General features: G+C 73.2%; 21 protein-coding genes. 12 read left to right on the forward strand and 9 right to left on the reverse strand.

What is annotated here, in order from left to right; all coding sequences use genetic code 11:
- The first annotated feature begins 35 nt into the window (after positions 1 to 35).
- The 6 genes from ACZ6B1_RS22540 (at position 36) to ACZ6B1_RS22565 (ending at position 4,847) form a co-directional block, all read left to right on the forward strand.
- Positions 36 to 386 carry an avidin-fold protein gene (locus tag ACZ6B1_RS22540; RefSeq protein ID WP_468780970.1) on the forward strand — a complete coding sequence of 117 codons (351 nt, stop codon included), beginning with the start codon at positions 36 to 38 and terminating at the stop codon, positions 384 to 386.
- 32 nt (positions 387 to 418) lie between these two features.
- Positions 419 to 1,648 (forward strand): NAD(P)/FAD-dependent oxidoreductase, encoded by a 1,230-nt coding sequence (locus ACZ6B1_RS22545; RefSeq protein ID WP_468780972.1) that lies wholly within the window; start codon positions 419 to 421, stop codon positions 1,646 to 1,648.
- Between the two features lie 67 nt (positions 1,649 to 1,715).
- Complete coding sequence (locus ACZ6B1_RS22550; protein ID WP_451207347.1) at positions 1,716 to 2,081, forward strand: Rv2175c family DNA-binding protein; 366 nt, start codon at positions 1,716 to 1,718, stop codon at positions 2,079 to 2,081.
- An 89-nt stretch (positions 2,082 to 2,170) separates the two neighbouring features.
- Positions 2,171 to 2,818, forward strand: coding sequence for a thiamine phosphate synthase (gene thiE / locus ACZ6B1_RS22555; RefSeq protein ID WP_468780974.1), 648 nt, complete (start codon positions 2,171 to 2,173; stop codon positions 2,816 to 2,818).
- A 134-nt stretch (positions 2,819 to 2,952) separates the two neighbouring features.
- Positions 2,953 to 3,876 carry a methylenetetrahydrofolate reductase [NAD(P)H] gene (metF, locus tag ACZ6B1_RS22560; protein WP_468780976.1) on the forward strand — a complete coding sequence of 308 codons (924 nt, stop codon included), beginning with the start codon at positions 2,953 to 2,955 and terminating at the stop codon, positions 3,874 to 3,876.
- Positions 3,877 to 3,932: 56 nt separating this feature from the next.
- A complete protein-coding gene (locus ACZ6B1_RS22565; RefSeq protein WP_468780978.1) occupies positions 3,933 to 4,847 on the forward strand; it encodes an SCO2102 family sporulation regulator in 915 nt (304 codons plus the stop codon).
- Between the two features lie 15 nt (positions 4,848 to 4,862).
- Here the strand turns inward: ACZ6B1_RS22565 and ACZ6B1_RS22570 are convergent, their stop codons facing one another.
- The 5 genes from ACZ6B1_RS22570 to ACZ6B1_RS22590 form a co-directional block, all read right to left on the reverse strand.
- Positions 4,863 to 6,377 carry a phytoene desaturase family protein gene (locus ACZ6B1_RS22570; RefSeq protein ID WP_468780980.1) on the reverse strand — a complete coding sequence of 505 codons (1,515 nt, stop codon included), beginning with the start codon at positions 6,375 to 6,377 and terminating at the stop codon, positions 4,863 to 4,865.
- Between the two features lie 57 nt (positions 6,378 to 6,434).
- Entirely contained in the window at positions 6,435 to 7,049 is a 615-nt protein-coding gene (locus ACZ6B1_RS22575) for a DUF4126 domain-containing protein (RefSeq protein ID WP_468780982.1), read from the reverse strand.
- Positions 7,050 to 7,421: 372 nt separating this feature from the next.
- Positions 7,422 to 8,051 (reverse strand): TetR/AcrR family transcriptional regulator, encoded by a 630-nt coding sequence (locus ACZ6B1_RS22580; protein ID WP_358931022.1) that lies wholly within the window; start codon positions 8,049 to 8,051, stop codon positions 7,422 to 7,424.
- Positions 8,052 to 8,098: 47 nt separating this feature from the next.
- Entirely contained in the window at positions 8,099 to 10,183 is a 2,085-nt protein-coding gene (locus ACZ6B1_RS22585; RefSeq protein WP_468780984.1) for a YhgE/Pip family protein, read from the reverse strand.
- The gene (locus ACZ6B1_RS22590; protein WP_468780986.1) at positions 10,155 to 10,994 is read right to left on the reverse strand and encodes an ATP-binding cassette domain-containing protein; all 840 of its coding nucleotides are present in this window, start codon (positions 10,992 to 10,994) and stop codon (positions 10,155 to 10,157) included. The genes ACZ6B1_RS22585 and ACZ6B1_RS22590 overlap by 29 nt, the downstream gene beginning before the upstream one ends.
- A 166-nt stretch (positions 10,995 to 11,160) precedes the next feature.
- Between ACZ6B1_RS22590 and ACZ6B1_RS22595 the strand changes: the two genes are divergently transcribed.
- From ACZ6B1_RS22595 to ACZ6B1_RS22605, 3 genes are all read left to right on the forward strand, one after another.
- A complete protein-coding gene (locus tag ACZ6B1_RS22595) occupies positions 11,161 to 11,724 on the forward strand; it encodes an SAV_6107 family HEPN domain-containing protein (RefSeq protein WP_468780988.1) in 564 nt (187 codons plus the stop codon).
- Positions 11,725 to 11,903: 179 nt separating this feature from the next.
- Positions 11,904 to 12,674, forward strand: coding sequence for a methyltransferase (locus tag ACZ6B1_RS22600; protein WP_468780990.1), 771 nt, complete (start codon positions 11,904 to 11,906; stop codon positions 12,672 to 12,674).
- A 276-nt stretch (positions 12,675 to 12,950) separates the two neighbouring features.
- Positions 12,951 to 13,337 carry a DUF3040 domain-containing protein gene (locus tag ACZ6B1_RS22605; RefSeq protein WP_468780991.1) on the forward strand — a complete coding sequence of 129 codons (387 nt, stop codon included), beginning with the start codon at positions 12,951 to 12,953 and terminating at the stop codon, positions 13,335 to 13,337.
- 119 nt (positions 13,338 to 13,456) lie between these two features.
- Here ACZ6B1_RS22605 and ACZ6B1_RS22610 read toward each other — a convergent pair whose 3' ends face one another.
- The 4 genes from ACZ6B1_RS22610 to ACZ6B1_RS22625 form a co-directional block, all read right to left on the reverse strand.
- The gene (locus ACZ6B1_RS22610; protein WP_468780993.1) at positions 13,457 to 15,847 is read right to left on the reverse strand and encodes a transglutaminase TgpA family protein; all 2,391 of its coding nucleotides are present in this window, start codon (positions 15,845 to 15,847) and stop codon (positions 13,457 to 13,459) included.
- Positions 15,847 to 17,205 carry a DUF58 domain-containing protein gene (locus ACZ6B1_RS22615; RefSeq protein ID WP_468780995.1) on the reverse strand — a complete coding sequence of 453 codons (1,359 nt, stop codon included), beginning with the start codon at positions 17,203 to 17,205 and terminating at the stop codon, positions 15,847 to 15,849. Before ACZ6B1_RS22615 ends, ACZ6B1_RS22610 begins: the two co-directional genes overlap by 1 nt.
- Positions 17,205 to 18,245 carry an AAA family ATPase gene (locus tag ACZ6B1_RS22620; RefSeq protein ID WP_468780996.1) on the reverse strand — a complete coding sequence of 347 codons (1,041 nt, stop codon included), beginning with the start codon at positions 18,243 to 18,245 and terminating at the stop codon, positions 17,205 to 17,207. Before ACZ6B1_RS22620 ends, ACZ6B1_RS22615 begins: the two co-directional genes overlap by 1 nt.
- A gap of 261 nt (positions 18,246 to 18,506) precedes the next feature.
- Positions 18,507 to 19,055: a beta-class carbonic anhydrase gene (locus tag ACZ6B1_RS22625; protein ID WP_468780998.1), complete on the reverse strand. Its 549-nt coding sequence runs from the start codon at positions 19,053 to 19,055 to the stop codon at positions 18,507 to 18,509.
- A gap of 384 nt (positions 19,056 to 19,439) precedes the next feature.
- Here ACZ6B1_RS22625 and rsmH point away from each other — a divergent pair, with 384 nt between their 5' ends.
- From rsmH to ACZ6B1_RS22640, 3 genes are all read left to right on the forward strand, one after another.
- A complete protein-coding gene (rsmH, locus tag ACZ6B1_RS22630; protein WP_468781000.1) occupies positions 19,440 to 20,396 on the forward strand; it encodes a 16S rRNA (cytosine(1402)-N(4))-methyltransferase RsmH in 957 nt (318 codons plus the stop codon).
- 64 nt (positions 20,397 to 20,460) lie between these two features.
- Positions 20,461 to 21,042, forward strand: coding sequence for a cell division protein FtsL (gene ftsL / locus ACZ6B1_RS22635; RefSeq protein WP_468781001.1), 582 nt, complete (start codon positions 20,461 to 20,463; stop codon positions 21,040 to 21,042).
- A 5-nt stretch (positions 21,043 to 21,047) separates the two neighbouring features.
- On the forward strand, positions 21,048 to 23,051 hold the full coding sequence (locus ACZ6B1_RS22640; protein ID WP_468781003.1) for a peptidoglycan D,D-transpeptidase FtsI family protein: 2,004 nt from the start codon (positions 21,048 to 21,050) through the stop codon (positions 23,049 to 23,051).
- Positions 23,052 to 23,075: the final 24 nt, after the last annotated feature.

Genomic DNA, 23,075 nt, shown 5'->3' on the forward strand with positions numbered 1-23,075 from the left:
CTTCGGCGCCCCGACCTCGTAAGGAGCCCCGCCCCATGGCCCCCTCGCTCGACGGACTCGTGCTCGCCCCCGTTGCGGACCAGGCCCCGGGCCAGGTGGGTACGCGCACCCGTTTCGCCTACCACGAGCGGGACGGCGAGATCTGGGCCGAGTACGCGGGCGGCGACGTGGTGCGCGGCCACCTGGTCGGCACCCGGGACGGCGACCGGCTGGACTTCCGTTACGTGCAGCTCAAGCGGGACGGGACCACCTCCTCGGGGCACTGCGAGTCGACGGTCGTGGAGCTGCCCGACGGGCGGGTGCGGCTGGAGGAGACCTGGGAGTGGGAGTCGCAGGCGGGCGCCGGGACCAGCGTTGTGGAGCAGGTCACCGAGCACGTCCGCTGACTGACGTTCCGTCAGTTGTCTAAGGTGACCGGGTGAGCGAGCAGACAGCACAGCAGGGCACGCCGCGGCGGCGCGTGGTGGTCGCCGGCGCGGGCATGGCCGGGGTGCAGACCGCGGTGGCCCTGCGGGAACAGGGCTTCACGGGCACCGTCACCCTGATCGGTGCCGAGCCACACCAGCCCTACGACCGGCCGCCGCTGTCCAAGGCCGTGCTCCTCGGCACGGCCGAGGGCTCCGCCTTCGACGTGGACTTCGAGTCCCTCGGCATCGAACTCAGGCTCGGCTGCGAGGCGCTGGGCGTGCGCCCCGCCGACCACGAACTGGACACCGGGGCCGGCCCCGTGCCGTACGACGTCCTGGTCCTCGCCACCGGCGCCGAACCGGTCACGCTGCCCGGCACCGAGGGCGTGCCCGGCGTGCATCTGCTGCGCACCCTGGACGACGCCGAACGGCTGCGGCCGGTACTGGCCCGGCAGCACCACATCGTGGTCGTCGGCGCCGGCTGGATCGGCGCCGAGTTCGCCACCGCCGCCCGCGAGGCGGGCTGCGCCGTGACCGTCGTGGAGGCCGCCGACCGGCCGCTCGCCGGTGCGCTGCCCGCCGAGGTCGCCGCGCCCATGACCGCCTGGTACGCCGACAGCGGCGCCGAACTGCGCACCGGCGCGCGCGTGGAGCGCGTGGAGCCCGGCGCGGTGCTGCTCGACGACGGCACCCGGCTGCCCGCGGACGCCGTCGTGGTCGGCATCGGCGCCCGCCCCGCCACCGCCTGGCTGGCCGGCTCCGGCATCGAGCTGGGCGCGCACGGCGAGGTCCTGGCCGACCACCGGCTGCGCGCCTCCGCCGAGGACGTGTACGCCGTCGGCGACTGCGCCTCCTTCCCGTCCGCCCGCTACGGCGCCCGGCTGCTGGTCCACCACTGGGACAACGCCCTGCAGGGGCCGCGTACGGTCGCCGCGAACATCCTCGGCGAGATCCCCGCGGTCTACGACCCGGTGCCGTACTTCTGGTCGGAGCAGTTCGGGCGGTTCGTCCAGTACGCGGGCCACCACGCCGCCGCCGACCGCATGGTGTGGCGCGGCGAGCCGGCGGGCCCGGCCTGGTCCGTCTGCTGGCTGCGCGAGGACCGGCTGGTGGCCCTGCTGGCCGTGGGCCGGCCCCGCGACCTGGCCCAGGGCCGGCGGCTGATCGAGGCGGGCCGCCGCATGGATCCCGAGGCCCTGGCCGACCCGGCGCGGCCCCTGAAGAACGCCACCCTCGACTAGGTCCTGTTCCCCCCACGCGGACCGGCCTGGCTTCCGACTGTCAGTGGCGGATGGCAGGCTAGATCCCGTGACCGAGATTGACGCAAAGATCGATGCACTCGTCCCCGGCTGGCTCACCCTCCCCGACATCGCCGAACGGCTCGATGTCGAGGTGACGCGTGTGCGGCAGCTGGTCAAGGAGGGCCAGCTCATCGCCGTACGCCGCGGTGAGAACCGGGCGCTGCACGTCCCCGCCGCCTTCATCGACGGGGACAAGGTCGTCAAGGGCCTGTCCGGGACCCTGACGCTCCTGCGTGACGACGGCTTCACGGTCGAAGAAATGATCGAGTGGCTCTTCACCCCCGACCCGAGCCTGCCCGGCACCCCCGCGCAGGCCCTGAGCGAGAATCGCGGCACGGAGGTGAAGCGGCGCGCCCAGGCGCTCGCCTTCTGAACGACCCGCACCGCGCGGTGGCGTACGGGCCCCGGTCCGTACGCCACCCGCTCGCACACCCATGGACACCGACCCGGGGGGACCCACGCATGTCCGACACCGCCCGCGACCGACTCGCCGACGCACGTCTGTACCTCTGCACGGACGCCCGCAGACGGCAGGGCGACCTCGCCGAGTTCCTGGACGCGGTCCTGGCGGGCGGTGTCGACATCGTGCAGCTGCGTGACAAGGGCATGGAGGCCGCCGAGGAGCTGGAGCACCTCCGGGTCCTCGCCGACGCCTGCGCCCGGCACGGCAAGCTGCTCGCGGTCAACGACCGGGCCGATGTCGCCCACGCCGCCCGCGCCGACGTGCTCCACCTGGGCCAGGGCGATCTCCCCGTGCCCGCCGCCCGCGCCGTCCTCGGTGACGGCGTGCTGATCGGCCGCTCCACGCACAGCGAGTCCGAGGCCGCGGCGGCCGCCGTCCAGCGGGGCGTGGACTACTTCTGCACCGGCCCGTGCTGGCCCACCCCGACCAAGCCCGGCCGGCCCGCCCCCGGCCTCGGCCTGGTGCGGTACACCGCGGGCCTGGGCACCGACCGCCCCTGGTTCGCCATCGGCGGCATCGACCACGGCAACCTGGAGCAGGTACTGGACGCGGGCGCCCGCCGGGTGGTCGTGGTCCGCGCGATCACCGAGGCCGACGACCCGGGTGACGCCGCCGCGCGGTTCGCCAAGCGGCTGCGGCAGCGGTAGCGGCACGGCGGAAGGACGCGGTCCGGGCGGACCCTGTCCGGATTTCTGTCCAAGGAGTGGACGAAGAAGCGGCAAATCGGGCAAATGACCGACGTCCGGTTGGGGTACCGCCGCCCCCTGACTAACCTGCGGGTATGGCCCTCGGAACCGCATCCACCAGGACTGATCGCGCACGCACCGTGCGCGACATCCTGGCCACCGGCAAGACGACGTACTCGTTCGAGTTCTACGCGCCGAAGACGCCCCAGGGTGAGCGGAACCTGTGGAACGCGCTGCGCAGGGTCGAGGCGGTGGCGCCGGACTTCGTGTCCGTCACCTACGGCGCCGGCGGCACCACCCGCACGACCACGGTCAGGGAGACCCAGCAGATCGTCGTCGACACGACGCTCACACCGGTCGCCCACCTCACCGCGGTCGACCACTCCATCGCCGAGCTGCGCAACATCATCGGCCAGTACGCGGACGCCGGTATCCGCAACATGCTCGCCGTGCGCGGCGACCCGCCCGGCGACCCGATGGGTGACTGGGTCCCGCACCCCCGGGGCCTGGAGTACGCGGCCGAACTCGTCCAGCTCATCAAGGAGTCGGGCGACTTCTGTGTGGGCGTGGCCGCGTTTCCCGAGATGCATCCGCGCTCCGCCGACTGGGACACCGACGTCCGGCACTTCGTCGACAAGTGCCGCGCGGGCGCCGACTACGCCATCACACAGATGTTCTTCCAGCCGGAGTCGTATCTGCGGCTGCGCGACCGGGTCGAGGCCGCGGGCTGCGAGACACCCGTGATCCCCGAGATCCTGCCGGTCACCAGCGTGCGGATGCTGGAGCGGGTGCCCAAGCTCAGCACCGCGCTGTTCCCGGACGCCCTGAAAGAGCGCATCCTCACAGCGAAGGACGATCCGGCGGCGGTACGCTCCATCGGTATCGAGTTCGCCACGGAGTTCTGCGCACGGCTGCTGGCCGAGGGAGTGCCCGGACTGCACTTCATCACGCTCAACAACTCCACGGCGACCCTGGAAATCTACGAGAACCTGGGCCTGCACCATCCCCCGCAGGCCTAGACCGGCCGCACCGCGATACGACACACTGCGTAGCGGCCACTGGGAGAGGGGCGTACATGGGCTGGACGGTCCTCTACATCGCGTTCGGCGTCGTCGCACTGTGGCTGCTCGGTGAGGTGCTGCTGCAGTACAAGGCGCGGCTGCGCTGGCGGCTGCTCGCCTTCGCGGGCTTCCTCGGCGTCGTCGTCGGTGTGCTGATGCCCTCGGTCGTCGTCATCGGCGCGGGCGCGATCGCCTTCGCGCTCGGCCAGACCTACGTCACGCTGTCCTTCCGCCGCGGCTTCGCCGCCGGCTGGGCGGTCAAGCGCCCCGACGACGAGGCGGAGAACGGCGGCAGCAAGCGCCGTCGCGGCAGGGCGGAGCGCCAGGACCCGACGCTGGAGGTCTCCGACCTGGAGGCGGGCGAGGGCCGCGACGACGCCGGCTACGGCCACGAGCAGCTCGCCCACGGCGACGACTACGACCGCGACGACGTCTTCGCCCCGGCCCGCTCCGCCGAGCCGTCCGCCGCCGAGACCACCACCGTCTACGAGCCCCAGCCGCTCCCGGACGACACCGGCTCCTACGGCGTCTACGGCGACACCGCCTACGCGGCCGCGGCCCAGCCCCAGTCCGCCGACCAGAACTACGCCTACGACTACTCGGGCTACGGCCAGCAGAACTACGGCTACGACACCGGCGGCCAGCAGGGCTACGCCAACTACTCCGATCCCTATGTCGGCAGCCAGGGCTACGGCGGCACCGCCTACGACGCCGGCTACGGCCAGCAGCAGTACGGCCAGCAGGGCTACGGCCAGGACCCGTACGCCACCGGCGGCTACGGCGAGACCCCGGCCGGCGGGGTCTGGGTCCCGCAGCAGCGCAGCGACGACAGCTACGGCGGCGAACTCCCGCAGGAGCAGCCGTACCCGTACCAGGGCAACGGGCAGCAGCAGCCCGGCGCCGGGTACGACGAGCAGTACCGCTTCTGACGCCCGGCTCCCGCCTCACTGGGAGCCGCGGAACCCGGGCCCCTCCACGATCAGCCCGGCCACCAGTGCCCCCGACATGCCGGCGTGCGGCAGCCCGCCGCCGGGGTGGGACCAGCCGCCCACCCGGTACAGCCCGGGCAGACGCGTGGTGTTCCCCGGGTACAGGAAGCGGCCCCGGCCCGCGGCGAGGGCGGGAGCGGGCACGGCCCCGGACGGGGCGCCCGTCTCCCCCTCCGTGTGCACGGGTGTGCGTACCTCGTGCCACAGCAGGCGCTCCCGCAGCCCGGGCACCGCGCGCTCGGCGGCTTCGACCGCGAAGTCCGTGTAGCACCGGACCGTGCCCTCGTCCTCCCAGTCGACCTCGGCCGACACGACGGCGGACACCACCACCGACTCGTGCGCGCCGTCCGGTCGGAGCGCGGGGTCGTCCGGACGCAGCACGGTCACCGTGGGACACACCGGCCGGTCGCCGCCGGGCGAGGCCAGGAAGTCCAGCTCGGTCTCGGCGTCCGGTGCGTGGACGACCGTGCGGTGGACGGCCCCGGGCTCGCGCCCGCCCCGCAGGGCCAGCAGGGCCGTGAAGCGCCCGGGCCGGGGCAGGACCGGATCACCGGCCCGCACGTCGCCGTCCGCGTCCAGCGGACGCTCCGTCAGGGCCCGCAGCCGCGCCGGGTCCACGTCCGCCACCACGTGGTCCGCCTCGGCCGCCGAACCGTCGGCGAGCTCCACCCCCACCGCCCGGCCGTCCTTCTCCAGGATCCGGGTCACCTCGGCGCCGAAGCTGAACTCGACCCTCCGCCGCAGGCACCGCTCGTACACCGCCCGGGCCAGCTCCCGCATGCCGCCGCGCACGTACCAGGTGCCGAAGGCGTGGTCCATGTACGGCAGCACGGCCGCGCTCGCCGGAGCGGTCCGGGGATCGAGGCCGTATCCGAGCACCTGGCTCTCCAGGAGGGCCGCCAGCCGCTCGTCGCGCAGTTCCCAGGCGCCGATCTCGGCCAGGGTGGCCGCCCGGCGGGTGCGCAGCAGCCGCTTGTGCGGCACCGACGGATAGGGCTCGCGCTCGGCCAGCACCTGCCAGTTCGGCCACAGCGGCTCCTCCAGCAGCGGCCGGCGGGTGCGGTCCCAGGCCTCCCGGGCCCGTACCAGGAAGTCCCCCCAGCGCTGCCCGGCGCCGGCGCCCAGCGCCTCGTCCAGGGCCGCGACCACCCCCGCGCGGGAGGCGTTCGGCAGGGTTACCTCGGTGCCGTCCGCGAAGACGTGCCGCGCGGCCGGGTCGACCTGGACCAGCTCGACGACGTCCTCCAGCGCCTCCTTGCCGGTCTTGACGAACAGATCGCGGTACACGGCGGGCAGCGGCAGCAGCCCCGGCCCGGTGTCGAAGGCGAACCCGTCCCGCTCGAAGCGGCGCACCGCTCCGCCGTACGTCTCCGTACGCTCGTACACCGCCACCCGGTGGCCCGCGACGGCCAGCCGGGCAGCGGCCGCCATCGCGCCCATCCCGGCGCCGATCACCGCAATCCGTGCCATGACCGCGACTTTATCCACCGGCACCGACGGTCCGGCCGACGGGCCGTCCGGACCGGGTCAGCCCGGCGGTCCGGGCACCCGGGAGGCCAGCCGCCGCTCCTCCCGCCGCTGCGCCCGGCGCCGCAGGAAGCGCCGGATGCGGGACACCAGGAAAAACAGCACGACCAGGCCGGCGGCCAGCAGCACCGCCGCGATGATCGCGGCCGCCTCGGGATGGAACATCGCGAACGACACGATGCCGGCGACCCCCAGGTCCTCGGCGGTGCTCAGCACGAAGTTGCTGAACGGCTCCGGCGAGGTGTTGACCGCCATCCGGGTACCGGCCTTCACGCTGTGGCTGGCCAGCGCCGTCGAACCGCCGAGCAGCCCGGCCGCCACGTCCGACAGCGAACCGCTCTGCCCGGCGAGCAGTGCCCCGACCCAGGCGCCCGCGAGCGGCCTCACGACGGTGTGCGCGGCGTCCCACGCCGAGTCGACGTACGGAATCTTGTCGGCGACCGCCTCGCACAGGAACAGCACGCCCGCCACGATCAGCACCTCGGGCCGCTGCAAGGTCTGCGGGACGTCGTCGCTCACCCCCGTCATGCCGAACAGGCCGAGCAGCAGCACCACCGCGTAGGCGTTGATGCCGCTGGCCCAGCCGCTGGTGAAGACCAGGGGGAGTACGGACACGCAAGGGATCGTAACCACTCGGCGGGCCGCCGTCCCGGGCACGCGCGCGGCACTGAGTATCCGTACTCATACGGCCAGATGAGTATGCGCACGGATGGGCCGCGACCGCCGGGCACGGGAGAGTGGAGACACGGCAGGGGGCGCGGGCCGGCACCGCCGGCACGGGGCGGCGGAACGGCGCCCGCGTCCTGGCCGCTCCTTCCGCCGGTCCGTCGGCGGAAGCGAGGCACGGGGGACCCGCGGCAGACCACCACGGGGGACCATCGGGGGAGAACCGTACGGGGAGCACGGGGGAGTACGGGAAGTACGGGGGAGTGGGAAGGCGCCGGCCCGGTAAGGGGCCGGCGCCTTCCTCCGTGCTCCCGGTGCGCCTCAGCCCTTCCCGCTCACCCGTCCCTGGAGCAGCCGGGACAGGGCCGCGTGCACGTCGTCCAGGGAGCGCTCCGGCTGGAACGACTTCCAGTCCAGGGCGGCCACCAGCACCATGCCGACCAGCGCGGCCGCCGTCAGCTGGACGTCGATCTCGTCGCTGAACTCACCGGCCGCCACGCCTTCGCGCAGCACCCCCTCCACGACGGCGACGGCCTCCTGCCGGACCACCATCAGCGTGGACTGCCAGGCGCGGTTGGTGCGCCACAGCTCGGCCACGTAGAGCTGGGTGAAGGCCGGGTAGCGGTCGATGAAGACCAGGCCCGCGCGGACCATCGCGTCCAGGGCGTCCACCTTGCCGCCGCCCTCCGCGGCGGTCCGCTCGGCCGCCTCCCTGAGGGAGGCGGTGAGCAGGCCCACACCGTGCCGCAGCAACTCCTCGAAGAGGACCGACTTGCTCGCGAAGTTGTAGTAGACCGTGCCCTTCGCGACCCCGGCCCGCTCGGCGATCTCGTCCACGGTGGTGGCGGAGAAGCCCTGCTCGGCGATGAGCGTGACGGCGGCCTCGTAGAGCTTCTGCCGGGTGGCCTCGCGGCGCGTGCTGCCGCCGGAGGTGGCGTTGCTGCTTTCCATGGCCCCGATTGTCACAGGTACGCGCGTGTGCGGGGACGTCCTGGGGATCACAGGCTCAGTTCCGGGTGCAGCCGGTCCAGCGTCCACACCTGGCGGCGCCGGGCCGCGAGGGCGGTCAGCGCGACGGCGCCCGCGGTGAAGGCGGCCAGCACGCCGCACGCCTGCCAGACCGGGCCGAGCCCGCCGCCCGTGATCAGCCGGCGCAGGGCCCCCACGATGTAGCTCATCGGCAGGAACGGGTGGATGGCGTTGAAGAAGCCGGGGCTGGTCTGCACGGGGTAGGTGCCGCCCGCCGACGTGAGCTGGAGCATCAGCAGCGCCAGCACCAGGATCCGGCCCGCCGCGCCGAAGCGGGCGTTCAGCCACTGCACGATCGCCGCGAAGCACGCCGCCGCCAGGAACAGGAACCCGACCGTGCCGGCCGCCCGCGCCATCTGCAGCCCGATCGCCCAGTGCAGTACGGCCATCAGAGCGGCCGTCTGCAGTACGCCCACCGCGACCACCGGCAACCAGCCGGCCAGCGCGATCCGCCAGGCCGGCGAACCGGCCGCCAGGGCACGCCGGTTGAGCGGCGGGATCAGCATGTACGCCACCATCGCGCCGACCCACAGGGACAGCGGGATGAAGTACGGGGCGAAACCGGTGCCGTAGTTGGGCGCCTTGTGCAGGTCGTGGGAGGCGAGCTGGACCGGGTCGGCCATCACGCCGGTGCGCCGGTCGCGGTCCTGCTTGTCGTAGTCGGGGATCTTCTTCGCGCCGTCGTGCAGACCGCCGGCCAGCTCGCCGGAGCCGTCGACCAGCTTGTACATGCCGCCGCTGAGGGTCTGGGCGCCCGACTCGGCGGTGCCGATGCCCTTGTCGAGCTTCGCCGCCCCGGTGCCGGCGGTGCCGATTCCGGCGTGCAGCTTCTTGGCGCCGGCGGCGACCTCGGCCGCGCCGTCGTTCAGCTCGTTGATCTTCTTGACGGCGTCGTCGACGTCCTCGTAGAGGTGCGGGGCGCGCGCGGCCAGGGCCTGGGCCTGCTTCTGGAGTGTGGCGAGGTTGGCCCGCATGGTCTTCAGGTCGCCGTCCTGGTCGGCGATCAGGGTGTTGAGGTCGTCGGCGACGGTGGCCACGTCGGCCGCCGCCTGCCTGGCCTTCTTCAGGTCCGGGCAGGCCGGGTCGGGGATCACCGCCTTCTCGCAGCGCGCCTCGTAGACCTCGTCCAGCACGGCCTCGGAGGCGTGGGCGGTCCTGGCGGCGCCCGGCGCCAGCTTCACCATGGTCTCGAGGTTGTGCCGGACGGTCTTGGCCGAGTCGGCGACCAGCCGGGCGGTGTCCCCGATGGTCTTCTCGTTGTCCTTCAGGAACGGACCGGCCTGCTTGTAGACGCCGTTGACGTCGTTCGCGAGGGTCTGGGTGCCGTCCGCGACCCGCCGGGAACCGTCCTCCAGCCGGCCCGCACCCGAGTCGAGCTTCTTCAGCCCCTTGGCCAGCTTGCCGCTGCCGCTCTTGGCGTCCTTCAGGCCGGCCGCGAGATCCTTGGATCCCTTCTCCGCCTTGCCGATGCCGCCCTTGAGGCGGTCGGCGCCCTTGGCGGCCGTCACGGTCTTGCCGTGGATGTCGGAGAAGGAGATGAAGATCCGGTCCAGGAAGGTCCGGGACGCCTTGCTGGACGCGGCCGAGCGGACCTCGTTGAAGACGGTCCTGGAGATCTGGCCGACGATGTAGTTGTTCGCGTCGTTGGTGCGCACCTTGAGGGCGCCGGTCTCGGGGGAGTCGCCGGAGCTGGACGCGATCCGGTCGCTGAAGTCGGCGGGCATCGTCAGCGACAGGTAGTAGGTGCCGTCCTCGACGCCCCGGCGGGCCTCGGCGTCGCTCACCTCGTGCCACTCGAAGGTCCGGCTGTCGCGCAGCCCGGCCACGATGTCGTCGCCGGCGGTGACCTTCTTCCCGCCCGCCGTGGCGCCCTTGTCGTCGTTCACCAGGGCCACCGGGATACGGTCCAGACGGCCGTAGGGGTCCCAGAAGGACCACAGGTACAGGGCGCCGTACAGCAGGGGCAGCACGAGCAGCGCGACCAGGGCGGCGCGCGGCAGCTTCCCCCGTCCGAAACGCCTCAGCTCAAGCGCGGCCAGCCTGGGCGTGCGCATCCGCCGCCTCCTTCCGGTCGTTGTCCTCGTCGGTCTTCGGAGTGCCGGCGCCGGCCGGCTCGGGCCCGCTGTCGCTGTCGGTCCTCCCGGCCGGCTCGGGCCCGCTGTCGTCGCCGGTGCTCCCGGCCGGCTCGGTGGAGACGGTGAGGCAGCCCGCGGGGGCGGTGCGGCACACGGCCACCACCGTCGTGCCCGCGCGCGTGAGGGACCGCAGCAGGTCCCAGATCCCCTCGCGCTCGGCGTCCGAGAGCTTCATGTCGACGTCGTCCACGCCGATCAGCCGCGGTCGCCCGAGCAGGGCAAGCGCGATGGAGAGCCGCAGTTCCGCGGGCCGCTCCAGGTCCCGCACGGCCGTCCGGGAACCCTTGGGAAGCGTCTCCGGATCGAGTCCGGCGGCGGCCAGGGCCGCGTCGACGCGCAGCCGGGCCTCGTGGACGCGGTCCCGGCGGGGCCGCAGCAACTCCCGCACGGAGTCGCCGAACCGGTGCTGCAGCAGGGCCCGCTCACGCAGGTGCTCCCCGACGGTCAGGGCCGGCTCCAGGTCGGTGACACCGGCCACGTTGGCCACGCCGCCGATCCGGCGCACGGCCGCCATGTGCCGGGGGAGTTTGAAACCGCCCACCGCGGCCACTCCCTCGGTGGGCTTCATCCGTCCGGTGAGCGCGAGCAGCAGACACGTGCGGCCGGAGCCGGACGGTCCCTCGATCGCGATCAGCGAGCCGGGCTCCGCGTCGAACGTGACGTCCCGGAAGACCCACCCTCGTGGTCCCTTGAGCCCGAGGCCCTCGGCGGTCAGGTGCGCGCCGTCCACAAGCCTCCCCCTTGCCTGCTCTATTTTTGCACTGACTGGTCAGTACAAAACTACTCCCGAACCCCTGATCGAGGCAAAGCGGCAGGTCAGAACGGATTGTCAGTGCCATACCTCACGATGGGCACATACGGCATCCGTGCCGTCACCAGACGACAGGAGGTTCGTCATGGCCAACCCGTCCGCAGCCGCCTCCCAGCGGCGCCGCGCCACCGGCCCTGCCCCCTCACTGACCGGCCCGGCGAGCGATGTGCACCCCGTGCTCCGCCGGGCCACGGCCCCGCCCGCCGTCCTCGACCTGCTCGCCCAGGCCCGCGCCGGACTCGAGGAGGCCGGCTGCCTGGAGACGTCCAACGAGCGCTACGCGACCGCCCACCTCGCCGCCCTGCGCACCGCCGCCGCGGTGCTCGCGGCCCGGGGCCGTCCCGAGACCTCCCCGCGCCGCCGTGCCCGCATCCGCAGCGCCTGGGAGGTGCTGCCCGAGATAGCTCCCGAACTGACCGAGTGGAGCGCGCTGTTCGCCTCCGGCGCCGCCCGCCGCGCCCGCGCCGAGGCGGGCATCCAGGGCGCGGCCGGCCGGCGGGACGCCGACGACCTGATACGCGACGTGGCGATGTTCCTCCGCATCGTCGAGCGGATGCTGGTGCTCCAGCCCGTCCTGCCCCAGCCCCGCCACGACACCGGGGAGCCGCCGGGCCCACCCACCCGCGACGACCTCCCGGACGCGGGCTGACCTCGGGCGTCCGTCCTGCGAGACGGACACGGTCCACCCCACCGCGATGACCGGGTCGGGCGGCGGAGGCAATAGGGTGGAGACGCCTGAAGCCTTCCTTCCTCCCGCATCCGGGCCGGGGAGGCACCCCGTTCGCGCCGCCGGGCAACAGGCGGTGCCGCGCCGAGGAGTCAACTGCCGTGTCGGACCCGATGCGCCCCCGTTCCTCCCTCCGTACCGCAGTGGTCTGGGAGGTCCTCCAGGACGCCCTCGACCGCCGGATCAAGGCCACGGGGCGGGAATCGCTGGACGTTCTCGACACCGGGGGCGGTAGCGGCAACTTCGCCGTGCCCCTCGCCGGCCTCGGTCACCGGGTCACCGTCGTCGACCCCAGCCCCAACGCGCTGTTCGCCCTCGAACGCCGCGCCGCCGAGGCCGGTGTCGCCGACCGGGTCAGGGGCGTCCAGGGTGACGCCCACGGCCTGTTCGACGTGGTCGAGCGCGGCATCCACGACGTGGTGCTGTGCCACGGCGTCCTGGAGTACGTGGACGACCCGGCCGAGGGCGTGCGCAACGCGGTGGCCGCGCTGCGCCCCGAGGGTGTCCTCAGCCTGCTCGCCGCCGGTCTCGGCGGTGCCGTGCTCGCCCGGGCCCTGGCCGGCCACTTCAAGGAGGCCAAGCAGGCCCTCCAGGATCCCGAGGGCCGCTGGGGGGCCGGGGACCCGGTGCCGCGCCGTTTCACCGCCGAGCAGCTCACCGCTCTGGTGGAGGGAGCGGGCCTGCGGGTCGGCGCCGTACACGGCGTACGGGTCTTCGCCGACCTCGTGCCCGGCGTCCTGGTGGACACCGAGCCCGGTGCCATGGACGCCCTGCTGAAGCTCGAGGAGGCGGCGGCCGAGCTGCCCGCGTTCCACTCGGTGGCCACCCAGCTCCATGTGCTCGGTGAGACGCGGGCGGCCACCGAGGCCTGAGTGCCCCCGGTGACCCGCCGCTGATCAGGGGCTCGGCGGCAGATGGAGTACGCCACAAGACACCCGATCGAGCGGTTTGCGCCGTATGATCGAGGTACGCCGTCCGGCATGACGGGTCGGCCGCCGGGGAATGGAAGCCTCAGCGAGCCGGGACGGCCAGGATGGATTCCGGTTGGCCAATTGGCGCAGAGGGGCGGGTTTCACGGGGGCGATTCCCTGCCTATCCTGAAGGGACCCCCCGGGTCGCCCCGGCGACCGCACGATGAGGAGGACTCCGTGCCGCTCTCGGAGCACGAGCAGCGCATGCTCGAGCAGATGGAGCGAGCGCTGTACGCCGAAGATCCCAAGTTCGCGTCGGCGCTTGAGGGAAGTGGGCTGCGGACGTACACCCGGCGGCGGGTCTACCAGGCGGTCGTGGGCTTCCTCGTGGGTATCGCGCTCCTCATGGCCGGAATGGTCGCGAAGCAGATCTGGGTCAGCGTGGTGGGCTTCCTGGTGATGCTGGGCTGCGCCGTGCTCGCCGTGACGGGCTGGCGCAAGGCACCCAAGCCGGGCGAGCAGCCCGCGGGCGCGCCGCGCCGCCAGGCACGGCAGAAGCGCTCCATGATGGACCGCATCGAACAGCGCTGGCAGCGCCGCCGCGACGAGCAGCAGGGACACTAGCGCCGACCGGGCCGGGCTCGCACGGCGGCGACCGGCAAGAACATCCGTGAGGGGTGACCACCAGCCGGTGGTCACCCCTCACGCGTGCCCTGGAGCCGCCGGTCCGCGGCCCCGCGGCCTCAGCCCCGCTGGCCCGACGGCCGGAGCCACGACGGCCGGGCCGCCACCGCGCGCTCGCTGAGCGCCACCCACCGGTCCGACGCCGCCCACAGCACCCGCGCGGCCGACCGCGGCGCGAACAGCGCCCGCAGCCTCGTCCGCCGGCGCACGCCTGCGTACAGGGCGGCGACCACCCGGCGCACGTCGTCGGCGAGGCCCGCCACCGGTCGCGGCCGGGGCGCGTACAGCACCTGCTGCACCGCGTCCGCCACCCGGTTCACCGCGGCCCCGGCGGCCGCGTCGAGACGGCCCAGACGCACGATCCTGGCCGCCGCGTTGCGCGGGGTCAGCGACTCGTCCGGGAGGATCCCGAGGTCCCAGGCGCTGTCGATCAGCTCCTGCCAGGCCAGCAGCGCGTGGGCGGCCGCGCCCTCCGCCGTCCGCGCGTGCCCGCCCAGCCGGACGGCCCGCAGCCGGGCCCGCCACAGCAGCGGCAGGAACGGCACCGCCAGCACGGTCAGGACACCGAGCCCGATCAGACCGAACCACAGCAGGTCCCAGCCGCTGCCGCCACCACCGGGACGCGCGACCGCCGCCTCCGGGCTGTCGCACGCCTCGAGCTTGCGCAACTGCGCCGAGCAGCTCTCGCTCGGCGAGGCCGCGGCCGAGGGCGCCTGGGACGCCCCGCGCGACGGCAGAGCCTCGTCCGGCTCCGACGTGCCCGGCGTGTTCGACTGGGTGTACGAGGGCACCGTGCCCCGGGTCGGGGTCGGCTCGAAGCGGGTCCAGCCCACGCCCTCGAAGTACAGCTCGGGCCAGGCGTGCGCGTCTTTCAGCGACACCGAGACCGAGCCGTCCGCCTGCGGGGTGCCGGGCGCGAAGCCCACCGCGACCCGCGCCGGAATCCCGAGTGTGCGGGCCATCGCGGCCATCGCGAAGGAGAAGTGGACGCAGAAGCCCTGCTTCTTCCGCAGGAAGTTCGCGATCGCGTTCGGGCCCTGGCCGACCTCCACCTCGGTGTCGTACTGGAAGCCGCCGTTCACCGCGAACCAGTCCTGGAGCTTGACCGCCTCGTCGTAGCGGCTGGACGAGCCCGCGGTGATCTCCTCGGCCGTCCTGGCCACCGTCCTCGGCAGCTTGGACGGCACCTTGGTGTACTCGCGCCGCAGGGCCGCGGGCGCCTGCGGCGCGGCGGCCAGCTCGGCGGCGGTCGGCTGCACGTCGAGGCTGCGCACCTCGTAGACCTCGCCGCGGGTGTTCTGGCCGTGGTCGCCGACGAGTGTCATGCCGACGGGCTCGTACCGCCAGTTGCCGCTGATGCTCACCCTGCTCGGCGGGTACGGCATCGGCAGCCAGTCCTGGGCGTACCAGTCCGCCGCGGTGATCCTGGTCCGCACCGTGGTGCGCTTGACGTCCGCACCCAGGCCGGCGGGGGCCGGGAGGACGTCCGGCACCGCGACGATGTGCCGCTGGGACGGCTTCCAGGTCGTGCCGTCGAAGTCGTCCAGGGACACGATCCGCAGATACATGTCCGACAGGTCGCCCGCCGTGGTCCTCAGCGACAGCACCTGGCGGTCGTTCTCCACGTTCAGGCTGTCGCGCAGCGACACCAGCGGGTTGACCGCGGAGATCGTGCCGCCCCTGCCGTTGCCCGCGCCGACGCCCGTCCCCGTGGCGTCCAGCAGCCCGCCCTGGATGGAGAACAGGGGGATGGCCGGCACCAGCACGGCGACACCGAGAGCCACCGCGCCGAGCCGGCGCCCGGCGCGCACCGGCGCCACCGCCCCGCTCTCCGGCGCTCCCTGATCGCGGGCGGCGCCACCGAAGACGCGGCCCCACTGGGCCAGCCGGTCCCGGCTCTCGGCGAGCAGCAGCATCAGATAGCCGGACGCCGCGATCAGGAAGGACAGCCAGTCGGTGCCGCTGTCGGACAGCCCGGCGGCCACCGAGTACAGCGCGAGCAGCGGCAGCCCGGCCGGGGCCGCGCTGCGGAAGGTCACCGCCAGGGTGTCGACCAGCAGACCGATCACCAGAACCCCGCCGATCAGCATCAGCTCGATACCGTCGGTGAGCGGTGCCGGTATCGCGTACCGGCTGACGTCGTCCGAGCCCTGCTGGAGCAGATCGCCGAAGTACCGGAACGCCTCCGGGCCGGGGATCAGCCCGCCGACCGCCTGCCGCCGGGCGAAGACCAGGGTCAGCAGCATCAGCGTGACCAGGGCCTGCGCCGCCACGGTCAGCGGCCTGGCCAGCGGCACCCGCCGGGCCGCCGCGCCCACCCCGGTCTGCACGGCGACCAGCAGCACCGTCGTGAACAGCCACGTCGGCTGGTCGACCAGGGGCAGCAGCGCGCACGCGGTCATCAGCGTGGCCGCTGCGGCACAGAGGGCCAGCCGGGCCCGCCCGCTCATCACAGCGCCTCCCCGCCGACGCCGGTCAGCCCCGAGCGTTCCCGGTCCGCCTGCCGCCACAGATCGTTCAGCGACGCTCCGCGCGGCACGCCCAGCGCCGTCCAGCCCGCCTCGCGCAGCATGCGCAGCCGCTCCTCGTGCCGGCTGCCGGGAGCCGGCGCACCGGTCGTCTCCCGCACCCACGCGTCCGGGTCCAGCACGAACGCGAGCGCTCCGCCGCTGCGTTGGCGCATCCTCGCGACCACCGCCGCCTGCTCCTCGTCCAGGTCGCCCAGGAAGGCCACCAGCAGCCCCTCGTTCCCGCCGCGCAGCGAGTCGTACGCACGGGACAGGCCCGTGCCGTCGGAGTGGTCGATCACCGCGAGGGTGTCCATCATCAGCCCCGCCGCGTCCGCGCTGTCCGGGCCGCTGCCCGCGAACCCGTCGGCGCCCTCGCCGGGCACCGAGGTGCCGCCGTCCGTCAGCAGCCGCACCGAGAAACCCTGTTCGAGCAGGTGCGTCAGGACCGACGCGGCACCGGAGACGGCCCACTCGAACGCCGAGTCGGGGCCCGCGCCCTCGTAGCCGATGGCCCGGGTGTCCAGCAGCACCGTGCAGCGCGAGCGCCGGGGCTGCTCCTCGCGGCGCACCATCAGCTCGCCGTAGCGCGCGGTGGAGCGCCAGTGCACCCGGCGCAGGTCGTCGCCGTACCGGTAGCCGCGCGGGATCACGTCGTCCTCGCCGGCCAGGGCCAGTGACCGCTGCCGTCCGTCGCCGTACCCCTTGGCCTCGCCGCTGAACCGGACCGCTGTGAGCGGCTCCGTGCGCGGTATGACGGTCAGCGTGTCGTACGTCGAGAAGGACCGCGTCAGCTCGCACATCCCGAACGGGTCGGTCAGGCGCAGTTGCAGCGGGCCCAGCGGATAGCGGCCGCGCAGGTCCGAGCGGACCCGGTACGACACCTCACGGCGCCCGCCCGGCTCCACCCGGTCCAGCACGAAGCGGGGCCGGGGCCCGAGGACGTAGGGCACCCGGTCCTGGAGCATCAGCAGGCCGGTGGGCAGCCGGGAGACGTTGTCCATCCGCAGGTGCACGCGCGCCTCGCCGGCGGCGGGCACGCGTGCGGGGGAGAGCCGGCGGCTGCCGGCCACCCGGTGGCGCGTGCGGTACAGCACGGCCGCGCAGAGCAGGGGCAGCACCGCCAGCAGCAGGCCGACCCGCAGCAGATCGCTCTGGCCCAGCACGTACGCGCAGACCGCGGCCGCGATCCCGGCCGCGAGGAAGGAGCGCCCGCGCGTGGTGAGCCCCGCCAGGGCGGTACGGACGCCGCCCGCGTCGCCGCGGTCGGCCTCCGCCCGCCCCGTCCCCCCGGTGCTCATCAAAGACCCCGAGGAGGCTGCTGGGGATAGGCGGGCATGGTCCGGCCCAGCGAGCCGAAGCCGCCGTGCCGCTGCGGCGCCGCGGGTACGGCGGTGTGCTGCAGGATCTCCAGCACCACCTGTTCGGCCGTACGCCGGTTGAGCTGGGCCTGGGCGGTGGGCAGCAGCCGGTGCGCGAGGACCGCGATGGCGAGGTCCTGCACGTCGTCCGGCAGCGCGTAGTCCCGGCCGGCGAGGGCGGCGGACGCCTTGGCGGCGCGCAGCAGATGCAGCGTCGCGCGCGGGGACGCGCCGAGTCTGAGGTCGGGATGGGTGCGCGTGGCCGCCACCAGCTCCACCGCGTACCGGCGCACGGCCTCGGAGACATGCACCCCGCGCACGGCCTCGATCAGCTTCACGATCTCGTGCGCGTGCGCCACCGGCTGCAGGTCCTCCAGTGGGCTCACCCCGCCGTGGACGTCGAGCATCTGCAACTCGGCCTCGACGCTCGGATAGCCGACGGAGACCCGGGCCATGAAGCGGTCGCGCTGGGCCTCGGGCAGCGGATAGGTGCCCTCCATCTCGACCGGGTTCTGCGTGGCCACCACCATGAACGGGCTGGGCAGTTCATAGCTCTGCCCGTCGATGGTGACCTGCCGTTCCTCCATGGACTCCAGCAGGGCCGACTGGGTCTTCGGCGAGGCGCGGTTGATCTCGTCGCCGATCACGATCTGCGCGAAGATGGCGCCCGGCTTGAACTCGAAGTCCCGGCGCTGCTGGTCCCAGATGGACACACCCGTGATGTCCGAGGGCAGCAGGTCGGGCGTGAACTGGATGCGCCGCACCGAGCAGTCGATGGACCGCGCCAGTGCCTTGGCCAGCATCGTCTTGCCCACGCCGGGGACATCCTCGATCAGCAGGTGTCCCTCGGCGAGCAGTACGGTCAGCGAAAGCCGTACGACCTCGGGCTTGCCCTCGATCACACCCTCCACCGAACTGCGGACACGCTCCACAGTGGCGGTCAGATCAGTGAGGCTCGCTCGATCGTCATAGGTCGTCACCCGGCCCTCCTCGGCCCGTTCTTACTCGGGCCGACGCTCTGCGCTGCGAAACCGGCCCACCCCGAAACACGGACACCGCGCCGGAAGTCCCGGGCGACGCCACACCCCGCATTCTTGCCGCCGTTACCGATTCGTGTCACTCGCCTGTGGACAACTGCCCGCACTATGTCGGTCTTACGGCCTTTTCGGCCGCCGTTCTCGAGATGCGGCGGGAAGCGTCCGCGCGGTGCGGAGGTGTTCGTGACGGGCCGGTGCGGTTCGTCAGGCGGGGTCGATCTCGCGCAGGCGGCCGGTCTTGACGTCGAACACGAAACCGCGCACGTCGTCGGTGTGCAGCAGGAACGGCGAGGTGCGCACGCGCTGCATCGACTGCCGCACGTCCTGGTCGACGTCCCGGAAGGACTCCACCGCCCACGCGGGACGCTGGCCGACCTCCAGCTCCAGCTCGTGCCGGAAGTCCTCGGTGATGGACTCCATGCCGCATCCGGTGTGGTGGATCAGCACCACGCTGCGGGTGCCGAGCGCCCGCTGGCTGATGGTGAGGGACCGGATCACGTCGTCGGTGACCACCCCGCCGGCGTTGCGGATGGTGTGGCAGTCGCCGAGTTGCAGGCCGAGGGCCTTGTGCAGGTCGAGGCGGGCGTCCATACAGGCCACGACGGCGACACGCAGGACGGGCCGGGCGTCCATCCCGGGGTCGCTGAACTCGGCGGCGTACCGTTCGTTGGCCTCGAAGAGACGGTCCGTGACGGTGCCGTCACCCGCTATGGTTCCGTCGGCACCGGTCTGAGCTGCTGCAGAAGTCGTCATACCCAAGACCGTACTGGTCATCCCCCTTCCGGTCCTGCTGTGCAGAGCGGACAAAGAACGCCATTGTGGCTTGTTGTGAGCGACTCCACACACAGCGCGAACCCTGTTCGCGCCCGGTCGGGCGACGCGCAGGCCGGTTGATTGACCGCGCGACACGGTGGACTAAAGTGACGCGAAGCGGGAGGCGCGGCTCTCCCTGCTGGTGAATCCCCCGGAGACCCCGGCCCTCACCCGGACCGTCTCCCCATGTGCGCGGCGCGTACGTACGGCTCGGCCTCCTCCCGCTCCCGGCCGGCCGACGCTTCCGGCGCCGGCGGGCCTCCCCTTCACGGAGCGGGCGGGGACCCGGCGGTGCGTACGGCCCGCCGGAAACGAGAGGCCCCCTTGAGCGAGAGTCGACACGTCCCGGTGATGCTCCAGCGGTGCCTGGACCTGCTGGCGCCCGCCCTTGAGCGGCCGGGAGCGGTGGTCGTCGACTGCACCCTCGGCCTCGGCGGCCACAGCGAGGCGCTGCTGAGCCGGTTCCCCCAGGCGCGGCTGATCGGCCTCGACCGGGACAAGGAGGCGCTGCGCCTCTCGGGTGAGCGGCTGGCGCCGTACGGGGACCGGGCCACCCTCGTGCACGCGGTGTACGACGAGCTGCCCGAGGTCCTGGACCGGCTCGGCATCGCGCGCGTGCAGGGCGTCCTGTTCGACCTCGGCGTGTCCTCCATGCAGCTCGACGAGGCCGACCGCGGCTTCGCCTACGCCCAGGACGCCCCGCTCGACATGCGCATGGACCAGACGACCGGCATCAGCGCCGCCGAGGTGCTCAACACCTACCCGGCGGGCGAACTGGTCCGGATCCTGCGCGCCTACGGCGAGGAGAAGCAGGCCAAGCGGATCGTCTCGGCGATCGTCCGGGAACGCGAGAAGGAGCCCTTCAGCAACAGCGCGCGGCTCGTCGAGCTGATCCGGGACGCGCTGCCGCAGGCCGCCAAGCGCACCGGCGGCAACCCGGCCAAGCGCACCTTCCAGGCCCTGCGCATCGAGGTCAACGGAGAGCTGTCCGTCCTGGAGCGGGCGATCCCGGCGGCGGTCGGGGCCGTCGGCGTCGGCGGGCGCGTCGCCGTGCTGTCGTACCACTCCCTGGAGGACCGGCTGGTGAAGCAGGTGTTCGCGGCCGGCGCCGCCACCACCGCGCCGCCCGGACTGCCCGTCGTGCCCGAGCGCTACCAGCCGCGGCTCAAGCTGCTCACGCGCGGTGCCGAACTTCCCACCGAGGAAGAGATCGCCGAGAACCGCCGCGCCGCCCCGGCCCGGCTGCGCGGCGCCGAGCGGATCAGGGAGGACGCCGAGTGAGCGGAACGGGTCGGCTGGGTTCCCGGACTCACCCGTCGGCGCACCGGAAGCCACCGGAGGCCCAGTGAGTAGGAAACCCGAACTGAGGGGGAGGGCCGCCCGGCTCGCCCGGCTCTTCCCGGCCGGCCGCGCCCGCGCGGCCCGCGCGCCGTTCGTCCTGCTCGTCGTCCTGCTGCTCGGCGGCGGCCTCATCGGGCTGCTGGTGCTGAACTCCGCGCTCAGCGAAGGCTCGTTCCGGCTCGACGCCCTGCGCAAGCAGACCAAGAACCTCACCGACGAGGAACAGGCGCTCCAGCGGGACATCGACGGCTACTCGTCCCCCGACGCCCTCCAGCGCCGCGCCCGCGAGCTCGGCATGGTCCCCGGCGGCGACCCGGCCTTCCTGGACCCCGGCGGAACCGTCAGAGGCGTACCCGGCGCCGCGAGCCCCGAGCCCGCCGCCCTCGACGGCCCGGCCGCCCCGGAGACCGTCACCCCGTCCGCCGGCCCGCCGTCCTCGCCGGCGCAGACCCCCGGCGCCCCGACGCCCACCCCCAGCCCGACGCCCACTCCCGCGGCCCCCGCCCCGGTGGCCACCACCCCGGCAGCGGCGGTGGCGCCGCTCTCCACCCTCCAGCCCGCCCCCACCCCGACCTCCGGCAGGTGACGGAAGTGTCCGACAGGGAACCGCCGCGCCGCCGCGTGCCCGGCCCCGCGAAGCCTTCCCCGAGTCCCCGGCCCCGCCCGGACCGGGCGGAGCCCCGCCCGGCGCGGGGCTCCGTCCGGCGGCAGCCCGGGCCCGGCGCCCGTCCGGCCCGCAGGCCGGGCGGGGCCCGGCCGATGCCCCCGCCGCCGCTCCGGCTCGGGCGGCCCAGGCCCCGGCTGCGCATGGTGGGCCTCGCCCTCACCCTGGTGATGAGCGCCTTCGTCGTACGGCTGCTCCAGGTCCAGGCCGTCGACGCGCACGCGTACGCCGCCAAGGCCGAGCAGAACCGCTACGTCGTGCACACCCTGGCCGCCGACCGCGGCGGGATCACCGACCGCAACGGCGTGGCCCTCGCCATCAGCGAGGACGCGTACGACATCACCGCCGACCCCACGATGTTCGGCCGCAAGCAGCTCAAGATCGACGACGGGCCCGAGCAGGCCGCCGCCCTGCTCGCGCCGATCCTCGGCCAGGACCAGGACACGATCGTCGAGAAGCTGCGGCCCAGGAACAAGCTGTCGCGCTACGCCAAGCTGGCCGTGCGCCAGACCCCGCAGGTCTGGAAGCAGATCAAGGACCTGAAGGCCGCCCTCACCAAAAAGGCCGGCTCCGACCGCAGGGCGCCCAACGTGCTCGCCGGCGTCTTCGCCGACCCCAGCAGCCAGCGCGTGTACCCCAACGGCGACCTCGCCGCCGGGATACTGGGCTGGGTCAACGCCGACGGCCGGGGCGGCGGCGGCATCGAGCAGGAGCTGAACAAGCAGCTGTCCGGCAAGGACGGAAAGATCCGTTACGCCCAGTCCGGCGGCCGCGAGGTGCCCACGGCGGGCTCGACCGAGACCCCCGCCGTACCCGGCAGCGACGTCGAACTCACCATCGACCGCGACATCCAGTGGGCCGCCCAGAACGCCATCTCCGAGCAGGTGAAGAAGTCCAGGGCGGACCGCGGCTACGTCATCGTCCAGGACACCCGCAGCGGTCAGATCCTGGCCATGGCCAACTCGCCCGGCTTCGACCCGAACGACCTGTCGAAGGCCGACGCGGATGCCATGGGCAACGCGGCCGTCCAGGACGCCTTCGAGCCCGGCTCCACCGCCAAGGTGATGTCCATGGCGGCCGTGCTGGAGGAGAACGCGGCCACCCCGCTCACCCACGTCGTCGTCCCCAACCGGCTGCACCGGGGCGACCGGCTGTTCCAGGACGACGTCGACCACCGCACCTGGTACCTCACCCTCAACGGCGTGCTTGCCAAGTCCAGCAACATCGGCACGATCCTCGCCACCGGCCAGCTCGGCAAGTCCCAGTCCGAGGCCAACAAGGTCCTCTACTCGTATCTGCGCGAGTTCGGCATCGGCCGGCCCACCGGGCTCGGCTTCCCCGGCGAGACCAAGGGCATCCTCGCCGCGCCCGGCAACTGGTCGACCTCGCAGCAGTACACGATTCCTTTCGGCCAGGGTTTCTCCCTGAGCGCCATGCAGGCCGCCTCCGTGTACTCGACGATCGCCAACGGCGGTGTCCGCGTCGAGCCGACCCTGGTGCGCGGCACCCGGGGCGCCGACGGCCGCTTCACGCCCGCTCCCCAGCCCGGGAAGTCCCGTGTGGTCAGCGCGAAGACGGCCAAGTCCGTCGCCCAGATGCTGGAGTCCGTGGTGGACGACGAGCAGGGCACCGGCATCAAGGCCCGCATCCCCGGGTACCGGGTGGCAGGCAAGACCGGCACGGCGAACCGAGTGGATCCGGCCACCGGCAGGTACCGCGGATACACCTCGTCGTTCGCCGGGTTCGCACCCGCGGACAAACCGCGGATCACCGTGTACTGCGCCATCCAGAACGCCACGTCCGGCAACTACTTCGGCGGCCAGATCTGCGGCCCCGTCTACAAGCAGGTGATGGAGTTCGCCCTGAAGACGCTGCAGGTGCCGCCGACCGGCGCGAAGGCCGCGAACCTGCCCGTCGACTACAAGCCCTGATCAGCACCTCGGAAAGACCAGGAA

The sequence above is a fragment of the Streptomyces sp. NPDC041129 genome, assembly GCF_055592265.1.

Coding starts and splice junctions, on each gene's coding strand:
- ACZ6B1_RS22540 (WP_468780970.1), top strand. CDS start 36: ATGGCCCCCTCGCTCGACGGACTCGTGCTCGCCCCCGTTGCGGACCAG.
- thiE (WP_468780974.1), top strand. CDS start 2,171: ATGTCCGACACCGCCCGCGACCGACTCGCCGACGCACGTCTGTACCTC.
- metF (WP_468780976.1), top strand. CDS start 2,953: ATGGCCCTCGGAACCGCATCCACCAGGACTGATCGCGCACGCACCGTG.
- ACZ6B1_RS22565 (WP_468780978.1), top strand. CDS start 3,933: ATGGGCTGGACGGTCCTCTACATCGCGTTCGGCGTCGTCGCACTGTGG.
- ACZ6B1_RS22570 (WP_468780980.1), bottom strand. CDS start 6,377: ATGGCACGGATTGCGGTGATCGGCGCCGGGATGGGCGCGATGGCGGCC.
- ACZ6B1_RS22580 (WP_358931022.1), bottom strand. CDS start 8,051: ATGGAAAGCAGCAACGCCACCTCCGGCGGCAGCACGCGCCGCGAGGCC.
- ACZ6B1_RS22585 (WP_468780984.1), bottom strand. CDS start 10,183: ATGCGCACGCCCAGGCTGGCCGCGCTTGAGCTGAGGCGTTTCGGACGG.
- ACZ6B1_RS22595 (WP_468780988.1), top strand. CDS start 11,161: ATGGCCAACCCGTCCGCAGCCGCCTCCCAGCGGCGCCGCGCCACCGGC.
- ACZ6B1_RS22610 (WP_468780993.1), bottom strand. CDS start 15,847: ATGAGCGGGCGGGCCCGGCTGGCCCTCTGTGCCGCAGCGGCCACGCTG.
- ACZ6B1_RS22615 (WP_468780995.1), bottom strand. CDS start 17,205: ATGAGCACCGGGGGGACGGGGCGGGCGGAGGCCGACCGCGGCGACGCG.
- ACZ6B1_RS22625 (WP_468780998.1), bottom strand. CDS start 19,055: ATGACGACTTCTGCAGCAGCTCAGACCGGTGCCGACGGAACCATAGCG.